13 protein-coding genes are annotated in these 14,368 nt (G+C 71.7%); all 13 read left to right on the top strand.

Translation table 11 applies throughout. The features are described 5' to 3' along the window. Nucleotides 1-5 precede the first annotated feature (5 nt). Nucleotides 6-3,002, top strand: a complete 2,997-nt coding sequence (locus FHR78_RS03150) for a Na+/H+ antiporter subunit A (protein WP_166759680.1) — start codon at nt 6-8, stop codon at nt 3,000-3,002. After that, nucleotides 2,999-3,607 (top strand): Na(+)/H(+) antiporter subunit C, encoded by a 609-nt coding sequence (locus FHR78_RS03145; RefSeq protein WP_166759034.1) that lies wholly within the window; start codon nt 2,999-3,001, stop codon nt 3,605-3,607. The genes FHR78_RS03150 and FHR78_RS03145 overlap by 4 nt, the downstream gene beginning before the upstream one ends. Beyond that, nucleotides 3,601-5,199 carry a Na+/H+ antiporter subunit D gene (locus FHR78_RS03140; protein WP_432207140.1) on the top strand — a complete coding sequence of 533 codons (1,599 nt, stop codon included), beginning with the start codon at nt 3,601-3,603 and terminating at the stop codon, nt 5,197-5,199. Before FHR78_RS03145 ends, FHR78_RS03140 begins: the two co-directional genes overlap by 7 nt. Beyond that, complete coding sequence (locus tag FHR78_RS03135) at nt 5,196-5,831, top strand: Na+/H+ antiporter subunit E (protein ID WP_166759032.1); 636 nt, start codon at nt 5,196-5,198, stop codon at nt 5,829-5,831. The genes FHR78_RS03140 and FHR78_RS03135 overlap by 4 nt, the downstream gene beginning before the upstream one ends. Beyond that, nucleotides 5,828-6,091: a monovalent cation/H+ antiporter complex subunit F gene (locus tag FHR78_RS14970; RefSeq protein WP_166759031.1), complete on the top strand. Its 264-nt coding sequence runs from the start codon at nt 5,828-5,830 to the stop codon at nt 6,089-6,091. Before FHR78_RS03135 ends, FHR78_RS14970 begins: the two co-directional genes overlap by 4 nt. Further along, the gene (mnhG, locus tag FHR78_RS03125; RefSeq protein ID WP_166759030.1) at nt 6,088-6,657 is read left to right on the top strand and encodes a monovalent cation/H(+) antiporter subunit G; all 570 of its coding nucleotides are present in this window, start codon (nt 6,088-6,090) and stop codon (nt 6,655-6,657) included. The genes FHR78_RS14970 and mnhG overlap by 4 nt, the downstream gene beginning before the upstream one ends. 94 nt (nt 6,658-6,751) lie before the next feature. Next, nucleotides 6,752-8,509: a dihydroxy-acid dehydratase gene (ilvD, locus tag FHR78_RS03120; protein WP_166759029.1), complete on the top strand. Its 1,758-nt coding sequence runs from the start codon at nt 6,752-6,754 to the stop codon at nt 8,507-8,509. Between the two features lie 205 nt (nt 8,510-8,714). Continuing rightward, the gene (locus tag FHR78_RS03115; protein WP_166759028.1) at nt 8,715-10,613 is read left to right on the top strand and encodes an acetolactate synthase large subunit; all 1,899 of its coding nucleotides are present in this window, start codon (nt 8,715-8,717) and stop codon (nt 10,611-10,613) included. Then, nucleotides 10,610-11,119, top strand: a complete 510-nt coding sequence (ilvN, locus tag FHR78_RS03110; RefSeq protein WP_166759027.1) for an acetolactate synthase small subunit — start codon at nt 10,610-10,612, stop codon at nt 11,117-11,119. The genes FHR78_RS03115 and ilvN overlap by 4 nt, the downstream gene beginning before the upstream one ends. Nucleotides 11,120-11,186: 67 nt before the next feature. Beyond that, entirely contained in the window at nt 11,187-12,212 is a 1,026-nt protein-coding gene (gene ilvC / locus FHR78_RS03105; RefSeq protein ID WP_166759026.1) for a ketol-acid reductoisomerase, read from the top strand. Between the two features lie 98 nt (nt 12,213-12,310). Continuing rightward, nucleotides 12,311-13,450 carry a mannitol-1-phosphate 5-dehydrogenase gene (locus tag FHR78_RS03100; RefSeq protein ID WP_166759025.1) on the top strand — a complete coding sequence of 380 codons (1,140 nt, stop codon included), beginning with the start codon at nt 12,311-12,313 and terminating at the stop codon, nt 13,448-13,450. Continuing rightward, entirely contained in the window at nt 13,447-13,926 is a 480-nt protein-coding gene (locus FHR78_RS03095; protein ID WP_166759024.1) for a hypothetical protein, read from the top strand. Before FHR78_RS03100 ends, FHR78_RS03095 begins: the two co-directional genes overlap by 4 nt. Next, nucleotides 13,923-14,321, top strand: a complete 399-nt coding sequence (locus FHR78_RS03090) for a hypothetical protein (RefSeq protein WP_166759023.1) — start codon at nt 13,923-13,925, stop codon at nt 14,319-14,321. Before FHR78_RS03095 ends, FHR78_RS03090 begins: the two co-directional genes overlap by 4 nt. Nucleotides 14,322-14,368: the final 47 nt, after the last annotated feature.

The raw sequence follows: 14,368 nt of genomic DNA, 5'->3' as shown, positions 1-14,368 counted from the left end.
CCATGATGATCGCTGCTCTCGCGGCCTTCGCGGTCGCCTCGATCGTCGTCGCCGCACTCGGCCGTCGCCTCGGGCCGTCGCTGTTCCTCTGGGCGTCGGCGGTGCCGTTCGCGGCGATGGTCATGACCGCCCTCCAAGGCCCCCAGGTGCTGTCGCAGGGCCAGCTCGTCGAGTCGGTGCCGTGGATCCCGCAGCTCGGCATCACCCTGACCCTGCGCCTCGACGTGCTGTCGTGGGTGCTCGCGCTCGTCGTCACCGGCGTGGGCGGCCTCGTGCTCGTCTACTGCTCGCGGTACTTCGCGGCCGGCGAGAAGAGCCTCGCCCGCTTCGCCGCCGTGCTCGTCGCGTTCGCCGGCGCCATGTACGGCCTCGTCACCAGCGACGACGTCTTCGTGCTCTTCGTCTTCTGGGAGGCGACCAGCGTCTTCTCGTACCTGCTGATCGGCCACTACACGAACAAGCAGGCGAGCCGCGGCGCCGCCCTGCAGGCACTGATCGTCACCACGGCGGGCGGGCTGGCCATGCTGGTCGGGCTCGTCGTCCTCAGCGTGCAGGGGGGCACCTCCTCGATCGAGGCGCTGGTCGCGTCGCCGCCGCAGGGCACGGCGGTGACCGTCGCGGTGATCCTCGTCCTCGTGGGCGCCCTCTCGAAGTCGGCGCTCGTGCCGTTCCACTTCTGGCTGCCCGCGGCCATGGCCGCCCCCACCCCGGTCAGCGCGTACCTGCACGCCGCCGCGATGGTCAAGGCGGGCATCTACCTCGTCGCGCGCTTCGCGCCCGGCTACCACGACTCGCCCGGCTGGCAAGAGGTCGTCGTCACCGTCGGCGTCGTCACCATGCTGCTCGGCGGCTACCGGGCGCTGCGCCAGCACGACCTCAAGCTCGTGCTCGCCTACGGCACCGTCAGCCAGCTGGGCTTCCTGACGATCGTCGCCGGCTACGGCACCCGCGACGCCGGGCTCGCCGCCCTCGCCCTGCTCGTCGCGCACGCCCTGTTCAAGGCCACCCTGTTCCTCGTCGTCGGCGTCGTCGACCACCGCACCGGCACGCGTGACCTGCGCAAGCTCAGCGGCCTGGGGCGGCAGGCGCCCGTGCTGGTCGTCATCACCGTCGTCGCGCTCGCCTCGATGGCGGGGGTGCCGCCGACGTTCGGCTTCGTCGCGAAAGAGGCAGTGCTCTCGGCCCTGCTCGCCGACGCCGAGCACGGCAGCGCCTGGGGCGTCGTCGCCCTGGCGGGCGTCGTCGTCGGGTCGGTGCTCACGACCGCCTACAGCCTGCGGTTCCTCTGGGGGGCGTTCGCCCGCAAGCGCGACGTGGCCCCGGTCGACTTCGTCCGCGAGCACATCGACTTCCTCGCCGCGCCGGCCGTGCTCGCCGTGCTGAGCCTCGGCCTCGGCTTCGCGGCGTCGCCGCTCGACGGCGTCCTCGCGCGGTACGCCGACACCCTGCCCCACGTCGAGGGCGAGCACGGCCCGTACCACCTGGCCCTCTGGCACGGCTTCGAGCCCGCGCTCGGCCTGACGGCGCTGTCGCTCCTGCTGGGCGCCGTGATGTTCTGGCAGCGCGACCGGGTCTCGGCCGTGCAGAAGGCGGCCTCGTTCCTGCCCCGCGCCTCCGACGGCTACGTGCGCATCATGACGGGCATCGACAAGACGGCCTCGCGCACCACCGCGACGACGCAGCGCGGCTCCCTGCCGTTCTACCTCGGCACCATCCTGGTCGTCTTCGTGGTGTCGAGCGTCGTCACCCTGTCGTCCAACCGCAGCTGGCCCGACGCCGCCGTCATCTGGGACTACCCGGCGCAGCTCGCCGTCGGCGGCCTCATGATCGTCGGCGCCGTCGCCGCGGCGCGGTCGAACAAACGGTTCCAGGCGGTCGTGCTGGTCGGCGTGACCGGCTACGGCATGGCGGCGCTGTTCGCGCTGCACGGCGCCCCCGACCTGGCGCTCACGCAGGCGCTGATCGAGACCATCACCCTCATCGCGTTCGTGCTCGTGCTTCGTCGCCTGCCAGCGCGCCTCGGCGACCGCAACGGGCGCTCGCACCGCGCCCTGCGGGCCGTCATCGCGGTCTCCGTCGCGTGCGTCATGGCCACCATCGCCGTCGTCGCGCTCGGGGCCCGCTCCGGCTCCACCATCTCGACGGCGTTCCCCGAGCTCGCCGTCGTCGGCGGGCACGGCAAGAACGTCGTCAACGTGACGCTGGTCGACATCCGCGGCTGGGACACCATGGGCGAGATCAGCGTGCTGATCGCCGCCGCCACCGGTGTCGCGAGCCTCGTGTTCCTCACCTCGCGCACCGACATGCTGCCCCGTCCCGCGCGCCGCACCCGGGCCCAGCGCTTCCTGGCCCGCGTCCGCCCGGCCCTGGAGCCCGCGCCCCTCGTGCCCGGCTCCGACGGGGGCGGCGCCCAGCCCGACCGTGCCGACGCCGTGTCCGGCCCGGCCGTCGGCGCCGAGGCCGAGGGCGACCGCCGTGCGTGGCTGCTCGCCGGGCGCAAGCTGGCGCCGCAGAACCGTTCGATCCTGCTCGAGGTCGTCGTCCGCCTGCTGTTCCACGCGATCGTGGTCGTCTCGATCTACCTGCTCTTCGCCGGCCACAACCTGCCCGGCGGCGGCTTCGCGGGCGGCCTCGTCGCGGGCATGGCCTTCGTGGCGCGCTACCTCGCGGGCGGCCGCTTCGAGCTCGGCGCCGCGGCCCCGCTCGACGCGGGCAAGGTGCTCGGCGCCGGTCTGCTGATCGTCGTGGCCACGGCCGTCACCCCTCTCTTCTTCGGCGCCGACGCGCTCACCTCGACCTGGGTCGAGGGCGAGCTGCCCCTGCTCGGGCACGTCGAGTTCGTCACGTCGACCTTCTTCGACATCGGGGTCTACCTCGTGGTCGTCGGGCTCGTGCTCGACGTGCTGCGGAGCCTCGGCGCCGAGGTCGACCGGCAAGAAGAAGAGGACGACCGCGGCGACGCCTCGGTCACGGCAACCACCAAGGCGGAGGGTCCCGCATGAGCGCCTCGCTGGTGTTGATCGTCGTGATGGCGGCGCTCTACGCGTGCGGCATCTACCTCATGCTCGAGCGCAGCATGACGAGGGTGCTGCTCGGGTTCCTGCTCGTGGGGAACGCGACGAACATCCTCATCCTCGTCATGTCCGGCCGCAGCGGCGAGGCGCCGATCGCCGACGGGCAGGTGCCCGAGCCGTCCTTCGCCGATCCGCTGCCGCAGGCCCTCGTCCTCACCGCGATCGTCATCACCTTCGGCGTCTCGGCGTTCCTGCTCGCGCTCATCTACCGCTCCTGGCGCCTGGCGCAGGAGGACGACGTCGCCGACGACCTCGAAGACCTCGAGATCGGCATCCGGGGGGTGCCGGCCGAGGACGAGACCCAGGGCGACGGCGACGACGAGAGCGACGGCGACACCGAGTTCGGCGCGTCCGCCGAGGCCGCCGTCCCGAAGTCCACCTTCGACGACGACGACGACTCGTGGGACCACGCCCCGAGCGAGACCATCCCGGTGGCCGACCCCGAGCACGCGCCCGACCACGACCCTGCCCACCCCCGACGAGACCGTGACCGCGGCACCTACCGAGACGACCCGAGAGGAGGCCGATCGTGAACTTCGACGTCCTCGTTCCCCTCGTCGTCCTCGTGCCGCTGATCGGCGCCGGCGCCGCCCTCGTCGCCACGCGCCGTCCGCGGCTCCAGGCCGTCCTCACGATCGCCGCCCTCGCGGTCGTCGTCGCGATCAGCGCCGTGCTGCTCGTCGTGGTCGACCGCGACGGCGCGATCGCCGTCCAGATCGGCGGCTGGGAGGCGCCCTTCGGCATCCTCCTCGTGGTCGACCGCCTCGCGGCGCTCATGCTCACCATCTCGTCGGTGGTGCTGCTGGCGGTCTTCGTCTTCTCCGTCGGCCAGGGCTCGGCCGACGGCGACGGCGACGCCCCCGTCTCGATCTACAACCCCACCTACCTGATCTTGGCGGCGGGCGTCTTCGACGCGTTCGCAGCGGGCGACCTGTTCAACCTCTACGTGGGCTTCGAGATGCTGCTCATCGCGAGCTACGTCTTGATCACGCTCGGCGGCACCGAGCAGCGCATCCGCGCCGGGGTCACGTACATCGTGGTCAGCCTGCTCTCGAGCGTGCTGTTCCTCGCGTCGATCGCGATGATCTACGGCGCCCTCGGCACGGTCAACATCGCCGACATCGCGCAGAAGATGGACACGATCCCGGCCGACGTCCAGACGATCATCCACGTGATGCTGCTCACGGCGTTCGGCATCAAGGCCGCCGTGTTCCCGCTGTCGTTCTGGCTGCCCGACTCGTACCCGACGGCCCCGGCGCCGGTCACTGCGGTCTTCGCGGGCCTGCTGACGAAGGTCGGCGTGTACGCCATCATCCGCACCGAGACGGTGCTGTTCGTCGAGAGCAACGTCAACGTCTACCTGTTGATCATCTCGCTGCTGACGATGGTGATCGGCATCCTGGGCGCGGTGGCGCAGGCGGACATCAAGCGCCTCCTCTCGTTCACCCTCGTGAGCCACATCGGCTACATGATCTTCGGCATCGCCCTGGGCACCGTCGCGGGGCTGGCGGCGACCATCTACTACGTCGTGCACCACATCACGGTGCAGACGACGCTGTTCCTCGCCGCCGGGCTCATCGAGCGACGGGGCGGCACGGCGTCGGTGCTGCGGCTCGGGGGCCTGCTCAAGGCCGCGCCGGTGGTCGCGGTGCTGTTCTTCATCCCCGCCCTGAACCTCGGCGGCATCCCGCCGTTCTCGGGCTTCATCGGCAAGGTCGCCCTGTTCGACGCCGGGGCCCGCCTCGACGACCCGCTCGTCTACGTGCTCATCGGAGCCGGTGCGGTGACGTCGTTGCTCACCCTGTACGCGCTGATGCGCGCGTGGAACCTCGCTTTCTGGCGGCCCGGCAGCGACGTCGAGGACCACGAGTCGCCCCTCACGGAACGCCTCGAGGAGGCGCCCGGCCGCACCGCGGTCCAGGCCCGGCGCGCGAACCCGCGCACCATGATCGGCGCCACCGTGGGCATGGTCGCCGTCTCGCTCGCCCTCACCGTGTTCGCGGGCCCGCTCTACGGCGTGGCCGAGCGGGCCGCCGGCAAGGTCTACGGCTCGAACGCCTACGTCCAGCTCGTCTTCCCGACGGGCGAGGGCGACACCGCCGAGAACGAGGGGAGCGCGCCGTGACGCCCCGTCCCTCCGCCCACGAGGTCGGCCGCAGCCTGCTGCGCCAGCTGCCCCTCCTCGTCGGCCTCGTCGTGCTCTGGATGTTCCTCTGGAACCAGGTCACCGTCCTCTCGGTCGTGACGGGCGTGCTCGTCGCGCTGCTCGTGACCCGCGTGTTCTTCCTGCCGCCGGTCGAGCTGAGCGGCCGGTTCAACCCGGGCTGGGCCCTCGTGTTCCTGGGGCGCTTCGTGTTCGACCTGGTCGTCGCGTCGGTCGAGGTCGCCTGGAAGGCCGTGCGGCCCCGCGGCGTGCAGAGCAACGCGATCGTCGCCGTGCAGCTGCACACGCGCTCGGACTTCATCATGACGCTGGTCGCCGAGGCCGTGTCGCTCGTGCCCGGGTCGCTCGTCGTCGAGGCCGACCGCGAGCGGTCGATCCTCTACATGCACGCCCTGGCCGTCGAGGACGCCGACGGCGTCGAGGAGGTCCGCCGCAGCGTGCTCGGCTTCGAGGAGCGCATCGCGCGCGCCCTGGGCAGCGCCGACGACCTCCGCCGGATCGCCGACGGCACGCCGGCCACCGAGGACGCCCCCACCGACCGGCACTCCGGCGAGGTGCCCGTGAACGAGAAGGACAAGGGGGTCGCCTCGTGACGATCGTCTCCTGGGTCGTGGGCGCGCTGTTCGCCTTCGCCGCGCTCGCCTCGGTGCTCCGCATCGTGCGCGGGCCGTCGATCCTCGACCGCATGATCGCGAGCGACATGCTCCTCACCACGCTGATCTGCGTGCTCGCGGCCGACATGGTGCTCGGGCACCACACCCGCACGCTCCCGGTCATCATCGTGCTGGCGCTGACGGCCGTGTTCGGCTCGATCACCGTCGCGCGCTACGTGTCGAGGCAGGATCCCTCGTGAGCGACGCCTTCTACACGATCTCGAGCGCGGTGCTGCTCGTCGCCGGGGCGGCCCTGTCGGCCGCGGCGGGCGTGGGCCTCCTGCGGTTCCCGGACGCGCTGAGCCGCATGCACGCGGCGACGAAGCCCCAGATCTTCGGGCTCGTGCTCATGCTGTCGGCGATCGCCCTCGACCAGCACACGCTCGGCACGATCGCCTCGCTGCTGGTCGTCCTCGTGTTCCAGATGCTGACCGCCCCGATCTCGGCGCACATGATCGGTCGGGCGGGCTACCGGAACGGCGACCTGCGGCGCGACATGCTCGTCGTCGACGAGCTCGACGACGCCGTGGCGCGGGCCGGCGAAGAGCTGGTCGCCGACGGGGGATCGCTGGCCGACGTCGACCCCTCGACGCTGCCGGTCGGCTCGGCCGACGCCCTCGCCGTCGAGCTCGAGCGGGCGGACGGCCTCGACGACTCGGAGGGCGACGACGACGCGCACGACGACGACGCCCGCGAGCGGGAGCACGACGCGCCCCGGCACGTCAAGGGCGCCCACCACCACCCGGCCGACCCCGGCCTCGGCTGACCGGGGGAGCAGCACCCGGCCGGCGACAAGGCGGGTGACGGGGCCTGCGCGCGCGGTGGGCTCGACCGTCGGCGGCAGACCCTAAACTCGACCCATGCCAGTGAATGACAGCCAGTCGTCGGACGCAGCCCCCCGCGACGCCGCGGCCCCGGTCGACCGGGCCCCCATCGACATCAAGCCCCGCAGCCGCGTCGTCACCGACGGGGTCGAGGCCACGACCTCGCGCGGCATGCTCCGCGCCGTCGGCATGGGCGACGAAGACTGGGACAAGCCGCAGATCGGCATCGCCAGCAGCTGGAACGAGATCACGCCGTGCAACCTGTCGCTCGACAGGCTCGCCCAGGGCGCCAAAGAGGGCGTGCACGGCGGCGGGGGGTACCCGCTGCAGTTCGGCACCGTCTCGGTGTCCGACGGCATCTCGATGGGCCACGAGGGCATGCACTTCTCGCTCGTCTCGCGCGAGGTCATCGCCGACAGCGTCGAGGTCGTCATGAACGCCGAGCGGCTCGACGGGTCGGTGCTGCTGGCCGGCTGCGACAAGTCGCTGCCCGGCATGCTCATGGCCGCCGCGCGCCTCGACCTCGCCAGCGTGTTCCTCTACGCGGGCAGCGTCGCCCCCGGCTGGGTCAAGCTCAGCGACGGCACCGAGAAGAACGTCACGATCATCGACTCGTTCGAGGCCGTCGGCGCGCACAAGGCCGGCACGATCAGCGACGCCGACCTCAAGGCCATCGAGTGCGCGATCGTCCCCGGCGAGGGCGCCTGCGGCGGCATGTACACCGCCAACACCATGGCGAGCGTCGCCGAGGCCCTCGGCATGAGCCTGCCCGGCTCGGCGTCGCCGCCCTCGGCCGACCGCCGCCGCGACTACTTCGCGCACCGCTCGGGCGAAGCCGTCGTCAACCTGCTGCGGCTCGGCATCACCACGCGCGACATCCTCACGAAGGAGGCGTTCGAGAACGCCATCGCCGTGGCCATGGCGTTCGGCGGGTCGACCAACGTCGTGCTGCACCTGCTGGCGATCGCGTACGAGGCCGAGGTCGACCTCACCATCGACGACTTCAACCGCATCGGCGACCGCGTGCCGCACATCGGCGACCTCAAGCCCTTCGGCAAGTACGTCATGAACGACGTCGACCGCATGGGCGGGGTGCCCGTGGTCATGAAGGCGCTGCTCGACGCCGGGCTGCTGCACGGCGACTGCCTGACGGTGACCGGCAAGACGGTGGCCGAGAACCTCGCGGCCATCGCTCCGGCCCCGCTCGACGGCGAGGTGCTCCGCACGCTCGACGACCCCATCCACGCCACCGGCGGCCTCACCGTGCTGAGCGGCTCGTTCGCGCCCGAGGGCGCGGTCGTCAAGACGGCCGGGTTCGACGCCTCCGTGTTCGAGGGGCCCGCGAAGGTCTTCGAGCGCGAGCGCGGGGCCATGGACGCCCTGACCGCGGGTCGCATCGAGGCCGGCGACGTCGTCGTCATCCGGTACGAGGGCCCCAAGGGCGGGCCCGGCATGCGCGAGATGCTCGCGATCACGGCCGCCATCAAGGGCGCTGGCCTCGGCAAGGATGTACTACTCTTGACGGACGGACGATTCTCAGGCGGCACAACCGGCCTGTGCATCGGACACATAGCACCCGAAGCGGTGGACTCCGGTCCCATCGCCTTCGTGCGCGATGGCGATCTGATTCGGGTCGACATCGCAGCTCGCTCGATCGACCTACTCGTCGACGCCGCTGAGCTCGAGTCCCGCCGAGAAGGCTGGGCCCCCCTCCCTCCGCGCTACACCCGCGGTGTCCTCGCCAAGTACGCGCGCCAGGTCCGCTCCGCGGCCGAGGGCGCGGTCACGTACTGACACGCGTCGTCCGGTCGGCACCGCCCGACCGGCACGGTCCGCCCGGCACCGGGTCACCCGTCGTCCCGACCGGGACGCCGGGGCCCGGTGCGGCACCGCACCACGAGTCCGACCCGGCCTCGACGTCCGCACCCCGCCCGCGTCGTGCGCCGCCGACCGGCACCGTCGTCACCGCACCACCACCACGAAGAGGGAATCGGCACTGATGCCCAACGAAACGACACCCCAGCCCGGCGCACCCGTGCGCCCCGGCGCCCGCCCCGCCGCCGCCCCTGCCCCGTCGGGCACGCCGTCGCAGCCGGTCGTCATGACCGGCTCGGGCGCGATCCTCGCGTCGCTCGAGAACCTCGGGGTCACCGACGTCTTCGGCCTGCCCGGCGGCGCCATCATCCCGTTCTACGACGAGCTCATGGCGTCGACGGCGATCCGGCACATCCTCGTCCGGCACGAGCAGGGCGCCGGCCACGCGGCCGAGGGCTACGCGGCGGCCTCGGGTCGGGTGGGCGTCGCGATCGCCACCTCCGGTCCCGGTGCCACCAACCTCGTGACGGCCATCGCCGACGCCTACATGGACAGCATGCCGCTGCTCGCCATCACCGGCCAGGTCTTCTCGACCCTGATGGGCACGGACGCGTTCCAGGAGGCCGACATCGTCGGCATCACGATGCCGATCACGAAGCACTCGTTCCTCGTGACGAAGCCCGAGGACATCCCCGCGACGCTCGCCGCCGCGTACCAGATCGCGAGCACCGGCCGTCCCGGCCCGGTCCTCGTCGACATCACGAAGGACGCCCAGCAGAACTCCGCCCCCTTCGTCTGGCCCCCCGTGGTCGACCTGCCGGGCTACCGTCCGGTCACCAAGGCCCACGGCAAGCAGATCGCGGCGGCGGCGCAGATGATCGCCGAGGCGAAGCAGCCCGTCTTCTACGTGGGCGGCGGCGTGATCCGCGCCGGCGCCTCCGACGAGCTCAAGACCCTCGTCGAGCTCACGGGAGCGCCCGTCGTCACGACGCTGATGGCGCGCGGCGCGTTCCCCGACACGCACGAGCAGCACCTCGGCATGCCCGGCATGCACGGCACGGTCCCGGCCGTGCTCGGCCTGCAGGAGAGCGACCTCATCGTCGCCCTCGGCGCCCGCTTCGACGACCGCGTCACCGGCAAGGCCGACCTGTTCGCCCCCGGGGCCAAGGTCGTGCACGTCGACATCGACCCGGCCGAGATCAGCAAGATCCGCATCGCCGACGTGCCGATCGTGGGCGACGCCAAGGTCGTCATCCCCGACCTGACCGCGGCCTTCGCCGAGATCCCCGCCGCCGACCGGGCCGACATCTCGGCGTGGTGGCAGCAGCTGTCCGGCCTGCGCGAGCAGTTCCCCCTGGGCTACACGCAGCCCGACGACGGGCTGCTCTCGCCGCAGGCCGTCATCCAGCGCATCGGCCAGCTGTCGGGTCCCGAGGCGATCTACGCCTCGGGCGTCGGCCAGCACCAGATGTGGGCCGCCCAGTTCATCGAGTACGAGCGCCCGCACGCCTGGCTGAACTCGGGAGGCGCGGGCACGATGGGCTACTCCGTCCCGGCCGCCATGGGCGCGAAGGTGGCGCAGCCCGACCGCGTCGTCTGGGCCATCGACGGCGACGGCTGCTTCCAGATGACCAACCAAGAACTGGCGACCTGCGTCATCAACGACATCCCCATCAAGGTCGCGATCATCAACAACTCGTCGCTCGGCATGGTGCGCCAGTGGCAGACCCTGTTCTACGAGGGCCGCCACTCGTTCACCGACCTCAACACGGGCCACGAGACGCGGATGGTGCCCGACTTCGTCAAGCTCGCCGACGCCTACGGCGCCCTCGGCATCCGCGTCACGCGCGAGGACGAGGTCGACGCCGCCATCCAGCTGGCGCTCGAGACGAACGACCGCCCCGTCGTCATCGACTTCGTGGTCAGCCGCGACGCGATGGTCTGGCCCATGGTGCCGCAGGGCGTCTCGAACTCCGAGATCCAGCACGCCCGCGCCCTCGCGCCGGAGTGGGACGACGAGGCCCCCGGCAGCAGCGCCTCCGACACGACCCGTGACGGAGACATGACAGGAGAGCACGCATGAGCCACGTCCTGAGCCTCCTCGTCGAGGACAAGCCCGGTCTGCTGACCCGCGTCGCCGGCCTCTTCGCCCGGCGCGGGTTCAACATCGAGAGCCTCGCGGTCGGCGCGAGCGAGGTCGAGGGCCTCAGCCGCATCACCGTCGTCGTCGACGTCGAAGAACTGCCGCTCGAGCAGGTCACCAAGCAGCTGAACAAGCTCGTCAACGTGATCAAGATCGTCGAGCTCGACTACTCGCAGTCGGTGCAGCGCGAGCACATGCTCATCAAGGTGCGGGTGGACAACACGACCCGCTCGCAGGTGCTCGAGGCCGTGACCCTGTTCCGGGCGTCCGTCGTCGACGTGTCGACCGACTCGCTCGTCATCGAGGTCACGGGCGACACCGGCAAGACCACCGCCCTGCTGCGGGTGCTCGAGCCCTACGGCATCCGCGAGATCTCGCAGTCCGGCCTGCTGGCCATCGGCCGCGGCTCGAAGGCGATCACCGACCGGGTCCCCAGGGCCCAGTGACCGGCGCGGGCCGCGCCCGCCGCCTCCACGTCCCATCCCACCGCCCTACACAAGGAGAACCACCACCGTGACTGAGATCGTGTACGACACCGACGCAGACCTGTCGATCATCCAGGGCAAGAAGGTCGCCGTCATCGGCTACGGCTCGCAGGGCCACGCCCACGCGCTCAACCTGCGCGACAGCGGCGTCGAGGTCGTCATCGGCCTGAAGGAGGGCTCGAAGAGCCGCGCCAAGGCCGAGGAGGCCGGCTTCACGGTCCACACCCCGGCCGACGCCGCGGCCTGGGGCGACGTCATCGTCGTCCTCGCGCCCGACCAGGTGCAGCGCCACGTCTACGCCGACGACATCGCCCCGAACCTCAGCGAGGGCAAGGCCCTGGTCTTCGGCCACGGCTTCAACATCCGCTTCGGCTACATCGAGGCGCCCGAGAACGTCGACGTGCTCCTCGTCGCGCCCAAGGGCCCCGGCCACACCGTCCGTCGCGAGTTCGAGGCCGGCCGCGGCGTCCCCGTCATCGTCGCCGTCGAGAACGACGCCTCCGGCTCGGCGTGGGACCTCGCCTGGTCGTACTCGAAGGGCATCGGCGGCCTCCGCGCCGGCGGCATCAAGACCACCTTCACCGAAGAGACCGAGACCGACCTCTTCGGCGAGCAGGCCGTGCTCTGCGGCGGCACCTCGCAGCTGATCCAGTACGGCTTCGAGACCCTCACCGAGGCCGGCTACCAGCCGCAGATCGCCTACTTCGAGGTGCTGCACGAGCTCAAGCTGATCGTCGACCTCATCTGGGAGGGCGGCCTCGCCAAGCAGCGCTGGAGCGTCTCCGACACGGCCGAGTACGGCGACTACGTCTCGGGCCCCCGCGTCATCACGCCCGACGTCAAGGACAACATGAAGGCCGTCCTCGCCGACATCCAGTCCGGCGCCTTCGCCAAGCGCTTCATCGACGACCAGGACGCCGGTGCGCCCGAGTTCGCCGAGCTGCGCAAGAAGGGCGAGGAGCACCCCATCGAGGCCACGGGCCAGGAGCTCCGCGCCCTCTTCGCCTGGAAGCAGACCGACGAGGACTACGTCGACGGCAGCGCCGCGCGCTGACCCGCACCGCCCGCACCGCCCGCAGGGGCCCCTCTCCACCCGGAGAGGGGCCCCTCGGCCGTCAGGGGCCGTCAGCCGGTCGTGGCATGATCTACGACATGGCGACGAGCAAGAAGGCAGTGCACTTCGGTGCGGGGAACATCGGTCGGGGATTCGTGGCGCAGTTTCTGCACGCGAGCGGGTACGAGGTCGTGTTCGCCGACGTGAACGACGACCTGATCGGCATGCTGCAGACGCAGCCGTCGTTCGAGGTCCACGAGGTCGGCGAAGAGAACCGCACCAACGTCGTCGACGGGTACCGGGCGATCAACAGCCGCACCCACGAGGAGGCGCTGGTCGCCGAGATCGCGACCGCCGACGTCGTCACCACGGCCGTGGGCGCCCGCATCCTCCCGTTCGTCGCCCCGGTGATCGCCCGCGGGCTCGCCGCGCGCGACGCGTCCCTGGCGCCGCTGGCGGTCATCGCCTGCGAGAACGCCATCAATGCCACCGACTCCCTCGCCGAGGCCGTCCGTCAGGCCGACCCGGCCGACAACGCCGTCTTCGCCAACTGCGCCATCGACCGCATCGTGCCCGAGCAAGCCGCGGGCTCGCTCGACGTCACCATCGAGTCGTTCTTCGAGTGGGTCGTCGAGAGCGGCCCCTTCGGCGGCGACCGCCCCGACATCGTCGGCGTCACCTGGGTCGACGACCTCGAGCCCTTCATCGAGCGCAAGCTCTTCACGGTGAACACCGCCCACGCGGCCGCCGCCTACCACGGCTTCTCGCGCGGGCTGACGAGCATCCGCGAGGCGCTCGCCGACGAGGCCGTGCTCGCCGAGGTGCGCGGCGCCCTGCGCGAGACCACCGAGCTGCTCGTGGCCAAGCACGACCTCGACCTCGACGAGCAGCAGGCCTACGTCGAGAAGAACCTCGTGCGCATCGCGAACCCGCACCTGCCCGACACGACCGAGCGCGTGGGGCGCAACCCCCTGCGCAAGCTCAGCCGGCACGAGCGCTTCGTCGGTCCCGCGACGCAGCTCGCCGAGCGCGGCCTCGGCCACGACGCCCTCGTCCGCGCGGTCCGCGCCGCCCTCGACTTCGACGTGGCCGACGACGCCGAGAGCGTCGAGCTGCAGGCGCTGCTCACCTCGGGCCTGCCCGACTCCGAGCTGACCGTCACCCTCACCGGCGTCGAGAGCGACCACCCGCTGTACCCGGCCCTGCTGGAGGCGGTCTCGTCGAAGACGTCGGCATGACCGACCCGGGCGGCGCCCGCGGGTCGCGTCCGGCGGACGACGACCCCGAGGTCGAGGCCGACGAGCACGACGCCGACGACGCCGCCCTGAGCTGGGGCGACGAGCGCGACGCCAGCCACCTCGAGGGTCCGTCCCGTGCCGAGGTCGTCGACGACGACGACGGGCTCCCCGGGGCCATGAGCAGCGCCTCCCTCGTGGGCCACGGCGTGTTCGGCGGCGTCGCGCTGCTCTCGAGCGTGGGCTGGCTCGTCTCCCGCGACCAGTTCCTGATCTCGTTCGGGGGCTCGGCCGTCGACCACGTGCAGACCGCCCTGTGGCTGCTCGGCGTCGGCCTCGCGCTCGTGGCGCCCGCTCTGTGGTTCGTGACCACGATCCTGCTGGTGCCGCAGACGCGGTCGTCGAGGCGCCTCCTCGTCTTCGCCGTCGGCGCCGTCGCCCTCGCGCCGTGGCCCCTCGTCATCGGAGCCGGCGCGTGACGGCCGGCGGGGTCCGTCCCGGCAACGGCACCGGCGCACAGGGCACCTCGACCCGGCGTCGGCCGCGTGCCGGGTTCGTCGTGCTCGTCGCCCTGGCCGTCCTCCTCCTCGGCTACGACCTGTACGAGGCGGTCACGAACCTCGTGCTCGTGCCGCAGGACGTGCGCTACCAGAACAACGACTTCTTCAGCGAGGTGGGGGTCGGCGGTCTCGCCGCGTCGCCGCCGTGGGCGGCCCTCGTGGCGAACGTGCTGCTGCCCGTCGTCGCGTTCGTCGGGGCCCTGCTCGTGGCGCGTCGGCGCCCGCTGTGGCAGGGCGCGCTCGCGTTCCTGGCGGCGCTGGCGCTGGTCGGATCGGTGTCGCTGACCCTCACGGCGTACGTGCTGAGCATCTGAGCGCACCTCCGGTCGCGGGGCGGGCGTCATCTGCGCGTCGCGGCCCG

Source organism: Frigoribacterium faeni, assembly GCF_011761235.1.
Lineage (GTDB): Bacteria > Actinomycetota > Actinomycetes > Actinomycetales > Microbacteriaceae > Frigoribacterium > Frigoribacterium faeni_A.
This window is presented reverse-complemented; position numbering and strand designations above follow the sequence as displayed.

Excerpts from the sequence above, each read along its gene's own strand:
- FHR78_RS03115 (WP_166759028.1), top strand. The coding sequence starts at position 8,715 with ATGCCCAACGAAACGACACCCCAGCCCGGCGCACCCGTGCGCCCCGGC.
- FHR78_RS03150 (WP_166759680.1), top strand. The coding sequence starts at position 6 with ATGATCGCTGCTCTCGCGGCCTTCGCGGTCGCCTCGATCGTCGTCGCC.
- FHR78_RS03145 (WP_166759034.1), top strand. The coding sequence starts at position 2,999 with ATGAGCGCCTCGCTGGTGTTGATCGTCGTGATGGCGGCGCTCTACGCG.
- FHR78_RS03100 (WP_166759025.1), top strand. The coding sequence starts at position 12,311 with ATGGCGACGAGCAAGAAGGCAGTGCACTTCGGTGCGGGGAACATCGGT.
- FHR78_RS03095 (WP_166759024.1), top strand. The coding sequence starts at position 13,447 with ATGACCGACCCGGGCGGCGCCCGCGGGTCGCGTCCGGCGGACGACGAC.
- ilvD (WP_166759029.1), top strand. The coding sequence starts at position 6,752 with ATGCCAGTGAATGACAGCCAGTCGTCGGACGCAGCCCCCCGCGACGCC.
- ilvN (WP_166759027.1), top strand. The coding sequence starts at position 10,610 with ATGAGCCACGTCCTGAGCCTCCTCGTCGAGGACAAGCCCGGTCTGCTG.